At 61.4% G+C, this 16,116-nt stretch carries 18 protein-coding genes; 8 read left to right on the forward strand and 10 right to left on the reverse strand.

Translation table 11 applies throughout. The features are described from left to right. Nucleotides 1–92 precede the first annotated feature (92 nt). A complete protein-coding gene (locus MF6394_RS27420; protein ID WP_003193496.1) occupies nucleotides 93–572 on the reverse strand; it encodes a GNAT family N-acetyltransferase in 480 nt (159 codons plus the stop codon). 188 nt (nucleotides 573–760) lie between these two features. Between MF6394_RS27420 and MF6394_RS27425 the strand changes: the two genes are divergently transcribed. From MF6394_RS27425 to MF6394_RS27440, 4 genes are all read left to right on the forward strand, one after another. After that, nucleotides 761–1,957, forward strand: a complete 1,197-nt coding sequence (locus MF6394_RS27425; RefSeq protein WP_078467941.1) for an MFS transporter — start codon at nucleotides 761–763, stop codon at nucleotides 1,955–1,957. 85 nt (nucleotides 1,958–2,042) lie between these two features. Then, a complete protein-coding gene (locus MF6394_RS27430; RefSeq protein WP_003193500.1) occupies nucleotides 2,043–2,381 on the forward strand; it encodes a hypothetical protein in 339 nt (112 codons plus the stop codon). 51 nt (nucleotides 2,382–2,432) lie between these two features. Continuing rightward, nucleotides 2,433–2,699: a hypothetical protein gene (locus tag MF6394_RS27435; RefSeq protein WP_032895690.1), complete on the forward strand. Its 267-nt coding sequence runs from the start codon at nucleotides 2,433–2,435 to the stop codon at nucleotides 2,697–2,699. A 48-nt stretch (nucleotides 2,700–2,747) separates the two neighbouring features. Then, nucleotides 2,748–3,128, forward strand: coding sequence for a Rho termination factor N-terminal domain-containing protein (locus tag MF6394_RS27440; RefSeq protein WP_034135338.1), 381 nt, complete (start codon nucleotides 2,748–2,750; stop codon nucleotides 3,126–3,128). Between the two features lie 117 nt (nucleotides 3,129–3,245). Here MF6394_RS27440 and MF6394_RS27445 read toward each other — a convergent pair whose 3' ends face one another. The 8 genes from MF6394_RS27445 to MF6394_RS34370 form a co-directional block, all read right to left on the reverse strand. Continuing rightward, a complete protein-coding gene (locus tag MF6394_RS27445) occupies nucleotides 3,246–4,157 on the reverse strand; it encodes a PfkB family carbohydrate kinase (protein ID WP_069558678.1) in 912 nt (303 codons plus the stop codon). After that, a complete protein-coding gene (locus MF6394_RS27450) occupies nucleotides 4,150–5,616 on the reverse strand; it encodes a purine-cytosine permease family protein (protein ID WP_078467942.1) in 1,467 nt (488 codons plus the stop codon). The genes MF6394_RS27445 and MF6394_RS27450 overlap by 8 nt, the downstream gene beginning before the upstream one ends. A gap of 188 nt (nucleotides 5,617–5,804) precedes the next feature. Continuing rightward, nucleotides 5,805–6,806: an ADP-ribosylglycohydrolase family protein gene (locus MF6394_RS27455; protein WP_078467943.1), complete on the reverse strand. Its 1,002-nt coding sequence runs from the start codon at nucleotides 6,804–6,806 to the stop codon at nucleotides 5,805–5,807. Continuing rightward, complete coding sequence (locus MF6394_RS27460; RefSeq protein WP_044267467.1) at nucleotides 6,803–7,516, reverse strand: GntR family transcriptional regulator; 714 nt, start codon at nucleotides 7,514–7,516, stop codon at nucleotides 6,803–6,805. Before MF6394_RS27460 ends, MF6394_RS27455 begins: the two co-directional genes overlap by 4 nt. Before the next feature lie 70 nt (nucleotides 7,517–7,586). Continuing rightward, nucleotides 7,587–8,147, reverse strand: a complete 561-nt coding sequence (locus MF6394_RS27465) for a DUF1285 domain-containing protein (RefSeq protein ID WP_003193512.1) — start codon at nucleotides 8,145–8,147, stop codon at nucleotides 7,587–7,589. 15 nt (nucleotides 8,148–8,162) lie between these two features. Beyond that, nucleotides 8,163–8,768, reverse strand: a complete 606-nt coding sequence (locus tag MF6394_RS27470; protein WP_003193513.1) for a DUF4823 domain-containing protein — start codon at nucleotides 8,766–8,768, stop codon at nucleotides 8,163–8,165. Nucleotides 8,769–9,011: 243 nt separating this feature from the next. Further along, nucleotides 9,012–9,128 carry a cytochrome c oxidase subunit CcoM gene (gene ccoM, locus MF6394_RS35060; RefSeq protein WP_019817835.1) on the reverse strand — a complete coding sequence of 39 codons (117 nt, stop codon included), beginning with the start codon at nucleotides 9,126–9,128 and terminating at the stop codon, nucleotides 9,012–9,014. A 143-nt stretch (nucleotides 9,129–9,271) separates the two neighbouring features. Continuing rightward, the gene (locus tag MF6394_RS34370) at nucleotides 9,272–9,433 is read right to left on the reverse strand and encodes a hypothetical protein (protein WP_003193515.1); all 162 of its coding nucleotides are present in this window, start codon (nucleotides 9,431–9,433) and stop codon (nucleotides 9,272–9,274) included. Nucleotides 9,434–9,566: 133 nt separating this feature from the next. Between MF6394_RS34370 and MF6394_RS27475 the strand changes: the two genes are divergently transcribed. The 3 genes from MF6394_RS27475 (at nucleotide 9,567) to MF6394_RS27485 (ending at nucleotide 12,179) form a co-directional block, all read left to right on the forward strand. Beyond that, complete coding sequence (locus MF6394_RS27475) at nucleotides 9,567–10,439, forward strand: LysR substrate-binding domain-containing protein (RefSeq protein ID WP_078467944.1); 873 nt, start codon at nucleotides 9,567–9,569, stop codon at nucleotides 10,437–10,439. Nucleotides 10,440–10,530: 91 nt separating this feature from the next. Next, nucleotides 10,531–11,001 (forward strand): RidA family protein, encoded by a 471-nt coding sequence (locus MF6394_RS27480; RefSeq protein WP_044267479.1) that lies wholly within the window; start codon nucleotides 10,531–10,533, stop codon nucleotides 10,999–11,001. After that, nucleotides 10,998–12,179 (forward strand): aminotransferase class V-fold PLP-dependent enzyme, encoded by a 1,182-nt coding sequence (locus tag MF6394_RS27485; RefSeq protein ID WP_078467945.1) that lies wholly within the window; start codon nucleotides 10,998–11,000, stop codon nucleotides 12,177–12,179. The genes MF6394_RS27480 and MF6394_RS27485 overlap by 4 nt, the downstream gene beginning before the upstream one ends. Here MF6394_RS27485 and MF6394_RS27490 read toward each other — a convergent pair. After that, nucleotides 12,176–12,517: a hypothetical protein gene (locus MF6394_RS27490; RefSeq protein WP_044267485.1), complete on the reverse strand. Its 342-nt coding sequence runs from the start codon at nucleotides 12,515–12,517 to the stop codon at nucleotides 12,176–12,178. The genes MF6394_RS27485 and MF6394_RS27490 overlap by 4 nt on opposite strands. Nucleotides 12,518–12,736: 219 nt before the next feature. Between MF6394_RS27490 and rapA the strand changes: the two genes are divergently transcribed. Beyond that, a complete protein-coding gene (gene rapA / locus MF6394_RS27495) occupies nucleotides 12,737–15,583 on the forward strand; it encodes an RNA polymerase-associated protein RapA (RefSeq protein WP_069558674.1) in 2,847 nt (948 codons plus the stop codon). Nucleotides 15,584–16,116 lie beyond the last annotated feature (533 nt).

Consider the following 16,116-nt stretch of genomic DNA (forward strand, 5'->3'; position numbering starts at 1 on the left):
GTGTGTCAGTTAAAGCATGGCTGACTGATACACCGCATTCGCGAGCAAGCCCGCTCCCACATTCGATCTTTGGTGCCTATAGAAATGAGGTTTCAGCCCAGGGCGAAGTCGCGCAAGGCATCGCCTTCCATGCGATAACGCACCCATTCTTCCTGCGGCTGGGCGCCGATGGATTTGTAGAAGGCAATCGCGGGCTCGTTCCAGTCCAGCACGCTCCATTCAAAGCGCCCGCAACCGTTGTCGCAGGCGATCTTGGCCAGGTGACGCAACAACTTCTTGCCGGCCCCACCGCCGCGTTGCTCCGGGTTGATGTACAGGTCTTCCAGGTACAGGCAGTTGCTGCCCAGCCACGTCGAGTAGCTAAAAAAGAACACCGCAAAGCCAATCGGCAAGCCGTCGCGCAAGCAGATCAGGCCATGGGCCGTGGCGCCTTCGCTGAACAGGCTGCGTTCGATGTCCACCACGCTGGCGATCACTTCATGCCGGGCTTTCTCGTACTCGGCCAGCTCAGTGATAAAGGTCAGGATCTGCGCAGCATCGCTGGGCACGGCGGGGCGAATCTCGATGGTCATGGGCGAGCCTTGGGCAAATTCAAAGGCCACATACTAAGGCGATTTGATGGCCGTTTGCAGTGCAATTGATGCCGACGAGCCCGTTTCACTCCGGTGCGGGGTGATGCAAGCATCGGCAACCACAGAACAAAGCCTGCGCACGCCCATGGTAAACAATGGGCATAAATCCAACGATCAGAGACCTGCTCATGCACGCCACGCCACCAGTGGGCACCAAGACATTCGCGCTGTTCTGCCTAGCCAGCTTCCTGCTGTCACTGTCTTACGGTTCGACCTTTTTGTTGTCACTGCTGATCCATGCCCGTGGCGGTAATGAACACGACGCGGGCAGTGTCATTGCCACGGCGATGCTCAGCACTTTTGTGGCGGTCGTGTTTTCCGGGCACCTGGCTGATGCGCTGGGCGCGGCGCGAGCAATTGCGAGCACCGGCCTATTGTTGGTGGTGGCCTGCCTGGGGTTTGCCCTGACGCCGGGATTTGGCCAAGGCTTGATGCTGTTTGGATTGTCCCTTGGCTTGGGCTGGGGCGTGTTCTATACCCTGGGCCCAATCATCGTGACGCTGCTAGTGGAACCACGCCAGCGGGCCAAATATTTCGCCTTGCTCTCAGGCAGTATGTTGAGCGGCATAGGTTCCGGCCCTTTGCTGGGACGCGCCGCCACTGCGCTGGACCTGCCCCTGACCACCGCGTTCTATATCGCCGGGCTCGCCAGCCTCGCCGGGGTGGTGATGTTCTGGCGCATGGGCTCCCGGTTGCGACAGCACGCGAATATGCCAACCGCCAGGATTTCCTGGCGTGCAAGCCGTCGCGTACTGTCTTCCAAGGCGGCGTTCGCCATCCTGATGGTCGGCCTGGGTGGCTGCGTATTCGGGGGGCTGTCTTCGTTCCAGACCAGCTATGCCGTGGCTCATAAGCTCGACTATTCACTGTTCTTCGCGGGCTTCCTGACAGCAGCAATCACCAGCCGCTTGCTGATAGCCGGCTTCGTGGTCAAGCGCGATGCGTACCAGGCTGCCTGTGTGTTATCGGGGGTGATGTTCGGCGCGATCGCGCTGTTCGCGTTTGGTGTCAGCGGCAACCTCAGTTATGTGCTCGCCGCCGCCACGCTAGGGATCGGGTATGGCCTGACGTATTCAGTGATCAACGGCCTGGTGGCCAACGAAGCGCCCAGCGGCACCACTTCCCAGGCGTTGTTGTTGTTCAGCCTGGCGTACTTTATCGGCGTCTTCGGATTTCCCTGGCTCGCAGGCAAGATCATCGTCGACTTCGGCCTTGCGACAATGATGCTGAGCGTACTGGTGATCGCGGCCCTCAACTGGGCGATCACGGTGGCACGCTTGATAGCGCGCCGAGTATCAGCACACAAAGTGATACAGGTGAGCTGATACCGTTCGTCGCCCTCCCGGCACGATCAACAATCGCGGGCAGACCAATACAGGGTAAGGACATTAATCATATGGAGACACCCTGATGAAAAATTCCAAATTTGCTGCCCTCGCCCTCACCGGCCTCTTGTCTGCCGCGTCCCTGAGCGCCTTCGCGGCCAGCTCGACCACCGGCCCCACCGATCCAACGCCGGACGCCACCACCGAGTCGCAAAAATCCATGGGCACCGGCATGGACACCAACGGTGGCGCGATCATCGACAACAGCGCTGACCCACGCACCAAAGGCAACGACACCCAGCGCCAGGCACCGGCGGCCGTGGGCAACGGCAAGATGGGCCCAGGCACGAGCAACAATGAGCCGAAGATCAACAAGGGCGACGACTCGAACATTCCGGGCGCGCAGAAACAACCAGCGCCTTGATGCACCCTTGGTACGACCTACACCCGACCATTTCCCCGTGAAGAGGTACGCATGAACGTCGATAGAAACCTTGAAAAAGAAGTCCTCACCCGCCTGTTGCACGCTCACCCGCAAGGCTTGGGCAAGGAGGTGCTGGACAATTACCGCGGTGAAAAAGAGGTCGCCAGTGTCTTGGCGTTCCTGCAGGACCGCGGGCTGATCAAGGATGGGCATGTGACCACCGACGACGCCGGCGAATACGCGTTGAACCTGCCGATCAAGCTCACCGCTTCTGGTGTGGATGAGGCGCGCAAGCTCGACGCTCAAAGCACTCAGTAATCCATTTCTGGCCTGGCCCCGCGACTGGGGCCAGAAGGAGTTTTAGCGATGCCTCGTGGAAGCAAAGCCAAATACACCGACGAACAGAAACGCAAGGCCGCTCATATCGAAGACAGTTATGAGCACAAAGGGTTGCCCAAGGACGAAGCCGAAGCCCGTGCCTGGGCCACCGTGAACAAACAGTCTGGCGGCGGTGAGAAAACCGGCGGATCAGGCAGGCGCAAAGCACCGGCCAAGAAGGCCCAGGACCGGCAGGAATCAGCCAAGCGCGCCGCTGCCAGCCGTGAAGGCCACCCGCGCAGCAGTCGCGCTTCATTGGGTACGCAGACCAAGGAAAGCTTGATGAAAGAGGCGCGGGAAAAGAATATTTCAGGACGCTCAACCATGCGCAAAGATGAGTTGATCCAAGCCCTGAAAAAAGCAGGCTAAACGCAGAACCCATTGTGGGAGCGGGCTTGCTCGCGAAGGCGGTGTGTCAGTTAAAGCATGTGTTGACTGACACACCGCCTTCGCGAGCAAGCCCGCTCCCACATTTTTGGGCCTCGTTTATTGCGTCACTAATGCATCGACCTCAGCAGTGCCGGGCGAGGTCGCTGGCCCCCAGCGGGTTACCGCCAATGCCGCCGCTGCGTTCGCTCGACGCGCCGCCTCAACCGGTTTCAAGCCATTCGCCAACCCGGCGATAAATACTCCCGCATGTGCATCCCCCGCGCCATTGCTGTCCACGGCCTGAACCTTGAATCCCGGGACATGCTCGATCTGAGCCCCTCGCCCTACCCAGCAACCCTTTGGCCCATCACGCACAACCAGCAGTGCCTGCAAGTGCTGATTGAGCATAGGCAGCGCCTGACTCATATCCGCCGCCCCGGTAAACGCCAGGGCTTCAGGGCCATTGCTGGTCCAGATGTCGATACGCGGCAACAACGCGCGCATCAACGCGGAGTCCGGCGCCTTGACCAGCGGGCCTGGGTCGAACACCACCACGATCTCTCGCGGTAGCGCCTGCAACCAGTCAAGCAACGGCTGCGCCTTACCTTCAAGCAGCAAGCTGTAGCCACTGACGTATACGTAGTCATCGACACGCGGGACGATCTGAGCCAAATCGTCGGCGCTCAACTCACCCTCGGCGCCGAGATGGGAGATGAAGGTGCGTTCGGTGCTCGCTTCAGTCAGCGACACGCACAAGCCGGTATCTTTGCCAGCGCTGGCCGCCAAGGCCATTTCAATACCCTCGCCCTGCATCGCGGCACGCGCCAGCTCGCCAAAGCGCCCCTCGCCATGGCGGCCCAGGTAAACCACCGGCAACCCATTGCGCCGCGCCGCAGCCATTACATTGAAACCGCCACCCACTTGGAAACTGGCGGAGTTGGCCAGCACGTCACCGCCGCTTGCCGGCAGGGTGTCGAGGCCCATCACCAGGTCGACAATGACCTGGCCGGTATGCAGCAATCTAGACATTGGCGCTCTCTGCTAAAGCCGGACGACGGTCAGACGCCCCGCCCAATACTGCATATATGCCGCCCGCCACCAGGAAGGTCACGATCCAGCCCAAGCCGTTATGGCCCAGCCAGGAGTCGGACAGCGGCCCGGCAAACCAGATGTTTTCGGCGGTGGTGCCGATGGTGGTGAAGCTGAACCCCAGCACGATGGCCACGGCCCAGGCGCCAAATGCACGCCACTCCACACCGCCGCGATACCAGTAGGCACTGCTGGGGCTGACGTCCAGCAGGTCGGTGGGGCTGTAGTAATGCCGGTGAATCAAGTCGACCACGAAGATCCCGACCCACGCCGTGATCGGCACCGCCAGCAGCGAAATGAAGGTAATGAACGGGCCATAGAAGCTGTCGGCGATCAGCATGAAGTAGATGGAGCCGGCAAAGATCGCGACGATATCGACGATCACCGCATGCACGCGTTTGACCTTCAAGCCCAGGGTCAAGGTAGTGAGGCCGGCCGAATACACCGACAGGTTGTTCGACAGCAACAGCCCGCCGAACGCGGTGATCAGGTAAGGCACGGCCATCCAGGTGGGCAGCATGTCGCGGATCGCGATGATGGGGTCGGTGGCTGACGCCAGGTCATTGTTACCCACCGACAACAGGCCGCCGAGGGTGATCAACAGCACCAGCGGGATACCTGCGCCAAATGCAGCGGAGGCCACCAGGCGTACGGCCTTGACGCTGCGGTGCTGGTAACGCGACATGTCTGCACCGGCGTTGGCCCAACCGATACCGGTACCGGCAGCCATGGTGCCCACGCCAATGATCATCGCGCTCAACGGAGCCGGGGTGGCGTTGAACACCGCGCTCCAGTCGATGGTGGCGCACAGAAAGCCGCCCACCAGAATGTTCAAGCCGCCGAAGACGTAGGTCGCCCACTTCTGAATCACCAGCAGCGTGGCGTGGCCCAGGCCCGATACGGCCAGGGTCAGCAGCACGAAGATGGCAATGAAGATCAGGGTAAGCACCGGTGCGCTTTTCGCCTCCACGGCCGAGCCGAACAGGATGGAGCTTAACGACAACAACACGAAGGCTGCGGTGGTGGTGTTGACGGTTTCCCAACCCAGGCGCGACATCAGCGACACCAAGGTCGGGCCGATATTGCCGCGCACCCCGAAGATGGCGCGGGACAAGGTCAGGCTGGGCGCGCGACCACGGCGGCCGGCGATGGAGATGATGCCCACCACGGCAAATGAGCCGGCGGCGCCAAGAATCGCGACGATGATCGCCTGCCAGATGGCCAGGCCACGAAACGCCACCAGCGTCGCACCAAGGGGCAAGCCGAGGATGCTGATATTGGCGGCGAACCACACCCAGAACAATTGCAGCGGATGACCTTTGCACTCGCTTTCCGGGACCGGCTCAATGCCGCGTGTTTCCAATTGCCCGGCGCTTTGGCCGGAAGAGGGGCTGCTCATGAAAGGGTGCTCCTGGTGCCTGTATTGTTGTGGTTGTGGCAGCGAGTCGAATCTTTATCCGGTCTTCCTGACCCAACGCTTTTTAATGTGGGAGCTGGCTTGCCTGCGATTGCGGTGGGGCAACCAGCTCATCCGCCACTGGAAAACCGCTATCGCAGGCAAGCCAGCTCCCACAATTAGTTCCGTGTTTATCGCAAGGCCAATAAGGCTTTGACCAGCGGCTGCAAGTCCAAGCCATTGACTCGCTTGACCTGTTCAACCAACGCCTCAGGCCAGCACTGCATGCCCAGGCACGCCCCCAGCATGGCGCCGAGCATCGCGGCAATGGTGTCGGTGTCGCCGCCCAGGCTGGCCGCCAGGCACAGGGCTTCGAAAGCGTTCATGTCGCCAGACGCCACTTGCTGCGCCAAGGCAAACGACACCACCACCGATTCCTGGGAAGCCACCGAAGTACCAATCAACTCGTAAAGCAGGTCGGCAAACAACGCTTTATCGCCGCTGCCGACGCTTAGAGTGCGAGCCCAACTAATGCGGGTAGAAATGCGTCCGCCCGCGATCCAGTGACCATGGCTTTCGGCCTGGCGGGCAATCTGGGTCCCGATATTCAAGGCTTCCCCCAGGTCCACGCCATTGATGCCAGCCGAGACCACCGCCGCCACGGCCGCAGCGCTGGAAATACCCAGGCTGGTGTTATGGGTGACCTGGCACGCCTGGATCACCGCCTGGATAAACCGCCCCGGGTCGCCGACATCGGCGGCGATGCCCACCGGGGTGATGCGCATGGCCGCGCCATTGGTGGTGCCGTAGCGCCCGGATTCCTCCGGGGTATGGCCGGCGAGGATCATGTCGATAGCGCGCTTGGTGGACGGCCCGAGCAAGTCCTGGGAGCCTTTGGCGCGCATGCCCGCTTCCCAATCGATCAAGCGTTGGGCAAGCACAGCGGGCTGGATCTGGCCCTGGCCTTGCACCAGTAACTCGGCGACCAGGATGGCTTGCTCGGTGTCATCGGTGATGGAGCCGGCAGGCATGTTCGGTGCAATGGGCTGGTCGGCGTCGGCGTCTTCCAGAGCGGTGATGGCACCGAAGCGCTTTTGTACCTGCTCGCGGCTCAAGGATTGGGTGGGCATACCCAAAGCATCGCCCAGGGCCAGGCCATAGAAGGCGCCAAGGGCGTGATTTTCGCGGGTCATTTCGACGCTCCAAACTGCAGATGCAGGCGAAAGTGCAGCGGGTCGAGCAGGCTTTCGACATGCTCCATGAAACGCTCGCGACGATCATAGGTGGTGCGCGCAGCCTTGAGAAATACTGTGCCGCTGGGACGCCCGAGTAATTCGGCATCTTCATCACTCAGCGGCTCGGCACCGATCCACTGATCGCCCTCGGCCCCGACGTAGCCGTAGGCGGCCAGGGTGATGGTCAAGGAGTTATCGATCAGGCCAATGCGCGGCAGGCTTTCCAGGTCGCCAACGGCCGGCATCAGCGAGCGTTCCAGGGACACCGCTGTGCCGTCTGCGGTGCGCCGAAGGCGGTCGAGGGTAATGAACTGGTCGGTGCCGAAACGGCTGAACAGATCCGGGCGCGTGACGGCCTCGAAACGCAGGATGTCGGTGCTTACCTGGGCGCCCGTATCGGCCAAGGCCTGAGCCCAACCGCTGCGTTGGTCCAGCACCATGCCGTCAAAGGTGACGATCGAGCCGACCCCACTCTGGGTGGCGATGTAGTTGCGACGCTTGAGTTCGGCCAGCGCCTCACGCAGCGTGCCACGACTGACCGCAAATTCCTCGGCCAGTTGATGCTCGCCCGGCAACAGGAAGCCGTCGGCCATGACCCCACCCTCGATACGGCGGATGAGTTCATCGACGACGCGTTTTTTCTTATCAAATCGAACATGTCTAATCATGTACAAATTGATAACCGAAAGCGCGCGTTTACCGCAAGAGGATTATTTCAGGCTGAAGACAAAATCCGCCTCAGGGCTCCAGGCCAATGGGGAAAAACTCCCCGCTGCTCCATACGCCAAGCCAGTTCTGACCGTTGATCGGACGGCTCACGGCCAGCTCCACCAACTGGTAAAAAGCGTTGCGATGCACGAGGGCTTCAAGATTGGTGCGAACGCGCACGTAGGGTGCGGGTTCCTGGGTGACGGGGTCGATCACCACCCGCAGCGGGTGTTCGAGGCCTGCCTCGACCTGTTCATCGACATTGGTGGTAAAGCGCAAAACCTGGCTTTCGCCCTGCCCTTGCACGTCCAGGGTCACGGCGACAAAGGGCGCATCATCGACCTGGATGCCGACCTTCTCCACTGGCGTCACCAGGAAATAATCATCGCCATCGCGGCGGATGATGTTGGAGAACAGCTTGACCATCGGCTTTCGCCCGATGGGCGTGCCCTGGTAGAACCAGGTGCCGTCACGGGCGATACGCATGTCGATATTGCCGCAGAAAGCCGGGTTCCACAGATGCACCGGTGCCGGCCCTTTGCCCTTGGGCAGTTGGGCCAATAAATCATTGGCCTTGGCGGAATCGGTCATGACGGGCTCCTCTGTTTACTGATTGCTCATGCCCAGTAAACCGCGGGCATATTGCGCCAGGGGACGGGCAATCAAATCTTGTGGCGATGTGTCGTGGAACGTCAGTAAACCGCCACGACTGCGAATACGTGCAGTATCAATCAAATACTGGGTGCTGGTCTCGATCAACATGACTTGGATCACCCCGCTGTCCAGGCCAAGGCGGTCCAGAGCTTGTTGGTCGGTCCACTCGTCGGCGTTGCCGATACGGTCATCGGCTGCCGCAAAGCGGCAATACAGCAGGTAGTGAGCACCGGCGTCGCGGGCTTCGGCCATGGCCTGTTCCAGCCCTTCCGGCTGACGGGCGCGACGCACCATGGGGAAATATTCGACGAAGCCATTGAATGCTTCCTCGGCCACCACATTGGGCCGCGGGTAAGCGCTGCCCGGCGGCACGAAGGCGCCTTGGGCGATAAACACAAAGGAATCCGGCTGTATGCGCACCGAGGCAGTACGCCGCGTATCGCTGTGGTCGAGCAGCCCGGCATCGCTCATCTGATAGCGGGTGCCTTCGGCCATATCACTGACGGTCATGCAACCGCCCAGGGCCAATGACGCCAGCAGCAAAACCAGACTACGCATCCTAATCCTCCAGAGGCCGGTGACAGGAAACCGGCGAATGGGGCGTGGGATGCAGGTTCTACGCCAGTTCGAGCAGCGCATGACAAATGTGGGGCTTGCCTGCGATGCGCATAGGTATCTACACAACGTCGCTACGACGCTGGACCTGTGGCGAGGGAGCTCTTCATCCATCAATTGACAGACAAAAAAAGGGCGACCGAAGTCGCCCAAAATGCCTTGCGTGCTCATGTAACCCGGAAAGACTTAAGGTTTTTTACGCTTGTTCGCGTCTTTCCAGATAAAAAATCCAAACCCTACAAAAAACAGCACCATGAGGCTAACAGTCAGCACTCCGGCGAAAACCACATTATCGAAAAACATGACCGGCCTCCTGCACTTGCCCTGTTGCGATAGGGCTAAGTTAATGGAGAAGGCACAGTGGGAAATTGACCAGGATCAATGTCGCCCACAACGGGGCGTAAAGAAGGGGAATAACTGACCTGCATCAACGGATGCAGGGTGTTTCAACGCTTTTTCGGTTTGTTCTTGGGCTTTTTCTTGGGTTTGCCCAGGGGCATGGCTTGTTCGAAGGCTTGGCGCACTTCATTCAAGCGTTTGTCATTGAGGTCGTGCACGCGCTTGGCGCGTTCGGCGTTCAGGTCGATCAGCTTGTCGTCATCACTCATGGCTTGGCTTACGTCGTGGCGGTAATGCCTCAATAATGCGGCCTGCCTCGCCCGACGGCAATTAAGCGAGCGACAAAATGCAGGCCATCGACCAGAATCGGCGCTTTCTACCCTGCCCAGGAGGCGCATCCAAGTGGCCTTGCACAACGACCTTCCGCCACTGTTGGCCCTGCGCGCCTTCGAAGCCGTGGCGCGGCACTTGAGTTTTATCAAGGCGGCCAACGAGTTGTCGGTGACCCAAAGTGCGCTGAGCCACCAGGTGCATAAGCTCGAACACCACTTGGGCAAGCCACTGTTTATCCGGCGAACCCGTGCGATTGACCTGACGTTGGCCGGGCAAGCGTACTACGAGCAGATCCGCCCTGCCCTGGACGCTATCGCCGCTGCGACGCGCAACCAACGGGGTGCGCCCAGCGCCAATGTGTTGCGTATCGGCTTGCTGGCGTCCTTTGCCACGTTGTGGCTGGCGCCGCGCCTGGCCGAGTTTCTACAACGCTACCCGCATATCCAGGTGGAGTTGCTGCCCGCGATTCAATTGGCCAATGTCGCCACGGCCGAGGTTGACCTGGCCATCCGCTACGGCAAGGGCGACTGGCCCGATGTGCACGCCACGCGCCTGATGGCCGAAACCCTGTCACCCGTATGCAGCCCTGCATTCAAAGCCCGGCAGGTCGCCAGTGGCCCGTTGTTGATGGCGACCTCGCACCGTCCTTTCGAGTGGACCGATTGGTCCGCCCATTACCAGGTCAACCTCGATCGCCACCCCCGCGTGATGCTGCATGACTACAACATCGTGGTCGAAGCGACCGTGGCCGGCCAGGGGATCGCCATGGGCCGCCATCGCCTGATCGAACGCAGGCTCCAGGACGGCAGCCTGGTGGAGGTTTTTGACTGGCCGCCCTATCACAGCGACATCGGCTATTGGCTGATCGCCCCCCAGGGCCCGCTCAGTGAGACGGCTGAATGCTTCAGCCAGTGGCTGAAGCAGGCGTGTGCCGACGCGTGAGTTTTTTCGATACGTCGAGTGAGATCTATCCGTTTGTCGCCCCTCGCCACCGCCAACATGCTGGAACCTTCTGACACCAGAGGGTTTCACCATGACCGACTCCATCCGCCAGCGCGTACACGCCCTCGGCCTGACACTGCCCACGCCCAGCCAACCCGCGGCCAACTACATCAATCATGTGAGCAGCCAGCATCAACTGTTCATCTCCGGGCAAATTCCCATGCTCGATGGCAAACCCGCCTACCTTGGCCGCCTGGGTGACTCCCTCAGCGATGAAGACGGCGCCCAAGCGGCAGAACTGGCGGCACTGGGCCTGCTGGGGCAACTAAGCGATGCGCTGGGCGATGACCTGTCACGGGTGGTGCGCGTCCTGCGTCTGGGCGTGTTCATTGCCAGCAGCGCCGATTTCCAGCGCCAGAGCGTGGTCGCCAATGGCGCCTCGAACCTGCTGGTCAACGCCCTCGGCGACAAGGGTCGACACGTGCGCACTGCCGTAGGGGTCTGCAGTTTGCCGGCTGGCGTCGCCGTGGAGGTCGATGCCATTTTCGAGTTGCAGCCATGAGCCCGCTGCAAGTGCAGCACTTGCGAGAGGCCACGCCCGGTTGCCAATCCGGCATCGTGCACTTCAATCACGCCGGGGCATCCTTGCCCAGCCAGGCGACGCTCGACGCCATCATCGACCAGCTGCAACGCGAAGCGCGCGACGGCCCGATGGAGGCCGGCGAACAAGGTGCCGTCTTAGTGGAAAAGGCCCGCCGAGCCGCCGGGCAACTGCTCAATGCGCCCGCGTCGTCGATTGCCTTCGCCAGCAGTGGCTCCACGGCCTGGAGCATGGCCTTCCAGGCGCTGGGGCCGTGGCAACCGGGCGATCGAATTCTAGTGGGGCGCCATGAATGGGGCGGTAACCTGGCGAGCATGGAACTGGCCGTTCAAGCCGGGGCGCGGGTGGAGGTCATCCCGTGCGATGCCAGCGGCGCCGCCTGCCCTGTGGCACTGGAGGCAATGCTCGATGCCAAGGTGAAGCTGATCGACCTCACCTGGCTGCCGGCCAACGGTGGTTTGATCAACCCGGCCCAGGCCATCGGCGATGTGGCCAGGCGGCATACCATTCCCTACTTCATCGACGCGGGCCAAGCCGTCGGCCAGCTGCCGGTGGATGTGCAAGCGTTGCAGTGCGATGTGCTCAAGTCCGCCGGCCGCAAACACTTGCGCGGGCCTCGCGGTACCGCACTGCTGTACATCCGGCCGGAGTTTCTCCCGCACCTGAACCCGGCCCAACGCGACGTATTTTCAGCGCCCTGGACCGCCGAAGGCTTCGACCTGCGCAACGACGCGCGACGCTTTGAAACCAGCGAAGTGTCCTTCGCCCTGCTAGCCGGCCTGGGCAATGCGTTGCACGAGATCAATCAACTGGGGAGTGAGCGGGTATGGCAAAGAGTCTTGCAGACCAGCGCGCGAATCCGCGAAGCACTGCGTCAGATACCGGGGATCAGCTTGCACGACTTGGGCAACACGCATTCAGGCTTGATCGCGTTCAACCTGGCCGGCTGGGATAGTTTTGAACTCAAGCAACGCCTGGGGTTAAAGCGCATCAACATCGGCGCCAATGGCGTGGCCTACACCCCGCTGGACATGCAAGCGCGTGGGTTGAGCAGCGTTGCGCGCATCTCCGTCAGCCCGCTTAACACCAATGACGAGATTGAGTTGCTGGTGAAGGCCTTGCGCGAACTGAACGGTTAAACCTCGATATCCACCCACAGGCCCTGGCGCGGCGCGTCTTCGATCAGCGGCGCCACGGGCACGGTGTTATCAGCGTTGAGCAAGTCGCCGGGAATCGGCAAATGCTGCTGCGCGTCGTCGTCAGCTTCGCGCCGACGCTTGTGTTGCTCCTGCTGGCGCCGCTGCTCTTCGCGCAACAGAAAGGTCGATTGCTCGGCATCGCCTTTTTTCAGGTCGATCGTGCTCTCGTTGGAACCCGCTTGAACGGGCACCACCGGCGGGATATCCGGCTTCTGGCGTGCCGGGTCGAGTTGCGACGTGACCGGCACAACACTGACGGGCAGCATGGGTGGCAGCATGATAATTATTCTCCTGATCAACAGGCTGTCGGCGGGTGGCAGGGTGACTTGAGCACCCGCGTGCCAAGCTGTGACTCAGTCGACACTCTCAAGTGCCCGCCATCCGTCGATTCAATTTCCGCCGGCCCGTATAAACAGCGTAGTTTTTGTCAGAGTTCTTGGGCGCCGGGCCGTGTTCCGTTAACATAGTCGGCTTTTTCACGGCGGGAGTCAGGCAGCATGGCGCAGCAGTATCAACCGGGGCAACGCTGGATTAGTGACAGCGAAGCAGAGCTGGGGTTAGGCACCGTTCTGGCACAGGACGGCCGCTTGTTGACCGTGCTCTATCCGGCCACTGGCGACACGCGCCAGTATGCGCTACGGAATGCGCCCCTCACTCGCGTGAGGTTTTCGCCGGGTGACACCATCACCCATTTCGAAGGCTGGAAAATGACCGTACAGGAAGTCGACGACGTCGATGGCCTGCTGGTCTACCACGGCCTCAATGGGCAGAACGAGCAGGTCACCCTGCCGGAAACCCAACTGTCCAACTTCATCCAGTTCCGCCTGGCCAGCGACCGTCTGTTCGCCGGGCAGATTGACCCGCTGGCGTGGTTCTCACTGCGCTACCACACCCTGGAACACACCAGCCGCCAGTTGCAGTCCTCGCTGTGGGGCTTGGGTGGCGTACGCGCCCAACCGATTGCCCACCAACTGCACATCGCCCGCGAAGTCGCTGACCGTATCGCGCCACGCGTGTTGCTGGCGGACGAAGTGGGTTTGGGCAAGACCATCGAAGCAGGCCTGGTGATCCATCGCCAACTGCTCTCGGGCCGCGCCAGCCGCGTACTGATCCTGGTCCCGGAAAACCTGCAGCACCAATGGCTGGTGGAAATGCGCCGCCGCTTCAACCTGCAGGTTGCGCTGTTCGATGAAGAGCGCTTTATCGAAAGCGATGCCACCAACCCGTTCGAAGACACCCAGCTTGCACTCGTTGCGCTGGAATGGCTGGTGGACGACGAGAAGGCCCAGGATGCGCTGTTTGCCGCCGGTTGGGACTTGCTGGTGGTCGACGAAGCCCACCACCTGGTGTGGCACGAAGACAAGGCCAGCGCCGAATACTCGCTGGTCGAACAACTGGCCGAGGTGATTCCCGGCGTGCTGTTGCTGACCGCTACCCCGGAACAATTGGGCCAGGACAGCCACTTTGCGCGCCTGCGCCTGCTGGACCCGAACCGCTTCCACGACCTGCAAGCCTTCCGCGCCGAGAGCGAAAACTATCGCCCGGTGGCCGAAGCCGTGCAGGAGCTGCTGGACAAGGGCCGCCTGTCGCCGACCGCACACAAGACCATTCAAGGCTTCCTCGGCGACGAAGGTGAAGCCCTGCTCACCGCCGTCAACGATGGCGACACCGAAGCCAGTGCCCGCCTGGTGCGTGAGCTGCTGGACCGCCACGGCACCGGCCGCGTGCTGTTTCGCAACACCCGTGCCGCGGTGCAAGGCTTCCCCGAGCGCAAGCTGCACGCCTACCCGCTGCCGAACCCGGACGAATACCTCGAACTGCCCCTGGGCGAACACGCCGAGCTGTACCCGGAAGTCAGCTTCCAGGCGCAACCGGACATCGAGGAAGAGAACCGCTGGTGGCGCTTCGACCCACGGGTCGAGTGGCTGATCGACCAGTTGAAAATGCTCAAGCGCACCAAGGTCCTGGTGATCTGCGCCCACGCCGAAACCGCCATGGACCTGGAGGACGCCCTGCGCGTGCGCTCCGGCATTCCGGCCACGGTGTTCCACGAGGGCATGAACATTCTGGAGCGTGACCGCGCCGCGGCTTATTTTGCCGATGAAGAGTTCGGTGCCCAGGTGCTGATCTGCTCGGAAATCGGCAGTGAAGGCCGTAACTTCCAGTTTTCCCATCACCTGGTACTGTTCGACCTGCCGTCCCACCCCGACCTGCTGGAACAGCGCATCGGGCGTCTGGACCGGATCGGCCAGAAACACGTGATCGAACTGCACGTGCCCTACCTGGAAACCAGCCCGCAAGAACGCCTGTTCCAGTGGTACCACGAAGCGCTCAATGCCTTCCTCAACACCTGCCCGACCGGCAACGCCTTGCAGCATCAGTTCGGCCCACGCCTGCTGCCCTTGCTGGAAGCTGCCGACGACGGCGAGTGGCAAGCCCTGATCGACGAAGCGCGTGCCGAGCGCGAGCGCCTGGAGCAGGAGCTGCACACCGGTCGCGACCGCTTGCTGGAACTCAATTCCGGCGGCGCTGGGGAAGGTGATGCGCTGGTCGAGGACATCCTCGAACAAGACGACCAGTTCGCCCTGCCGATCTATATGGAAACCCTGTTCGACGCGTTCGGCATCGACAGCGAAGACCATTCGGAAAACGCGCTGATCCTCAAGCCCAGCGAAAAAATGCTCGACGCCAGCTTCCCCCTGGGCGACGACGAAGGTGTGACCATCACCTACGACCGTAACCAGGCGCTGTCGCGCGAAGACATGCAGTTCATCACCTGGGAGCACCCGATGGTGCAAGGCGGCATGGACCTGGTGCTGTCCGGCTCCATGGGCAACACCGCCGTGGCGCTGATCAAGAACAAGGCGCTCAAGCCAGGCACCGTATTGCTTGAGCTGCTGTATGTCAGTGAAGTAGTCGCCCCGCGCTCCCTGCAACTGGGCCGCTACCTGCCACCGGCCGCCTTGCGCTGCCTGCTGGATGCCAACGGCAATGACCTGTCGGGCCGCGTGTCGTTCGTGACCTTGAATGACCAGCTGGAAAGCGTGCCACGGGCCAGCGCGAACAAATTCGTGCAGGCCCAGCGTGACCAACTCACACCGCGCATCAACGCCGGTGAAGAGAAGATCGCCCCGCGTCACGCCGAACGCGTGGCCGAAGCCAAGCGTCGCCTCGCGGCAGACACCGACGAAGAACTGGCGCGCCTGACCGCGTTGCAAGCGGTCAACCCGACCGTGCGCGACAGCGAGCTGATAGCCCTGCGCAACCAACGCGAGCAAGGCCTGGCCATGCTCGATAAAGCCGCGTTGCGACTGGAAGCAATTCGAGTGTTGGTGGCGGGTTGATAATCCGCTGAACATAAAAGGCCCGCGCAATGCGGGCTTTTTTTTATTGGCCTTGCAGGCCTCATCGCGGCATAGGTATCTGAAGCGATCGACAGTAACCACGATGCGAAGCGAGCCGCTCTTGATCTTGCTCTTGATCTGCTTGTGATCTTGATCTCAGGCGCCCCGTTAAACCACGCTGGCCGAACGCAGGCTTGAATTCGTGGGTAACCCGGCAGGACGCCGGGTTAGCCGCCCCGCGCCATGGATGGCGCGTGGCGGCGGCCCACGGATTCAAGCCTGCGTTCGGGCACACCGAGCCTAAGCGAGGTGCCGAGGGGTGGGGCAAGAGCGTTTTGCTTACTTTTGCGCTGTTCAAAAGTGAGCCGCCGTCAGGGCGGAACCCTAAGTGGCCGTTACCTAAATAACGGATATGTACCCGATCCAACTGTGTTGACTGTCAGGCCGCCTTCGCGAGCAAGCCCGCTCCCACAGTTGGATGGTGGGGTGTCAGGTAGAGAAGTGTCGGCTGGTAGGCCGCCATCGCAGGCAAG

This window comes from Pseudomonas sp. MF6394, assembly GCF_002018845.1.
Lineage (GTDB): Bacteria > Pseudomonadota > Gammaproteobacteria > Pseudomonadales > Pseudomonadaceae > Aquipseudomonas > Aquipseudomonas lactis.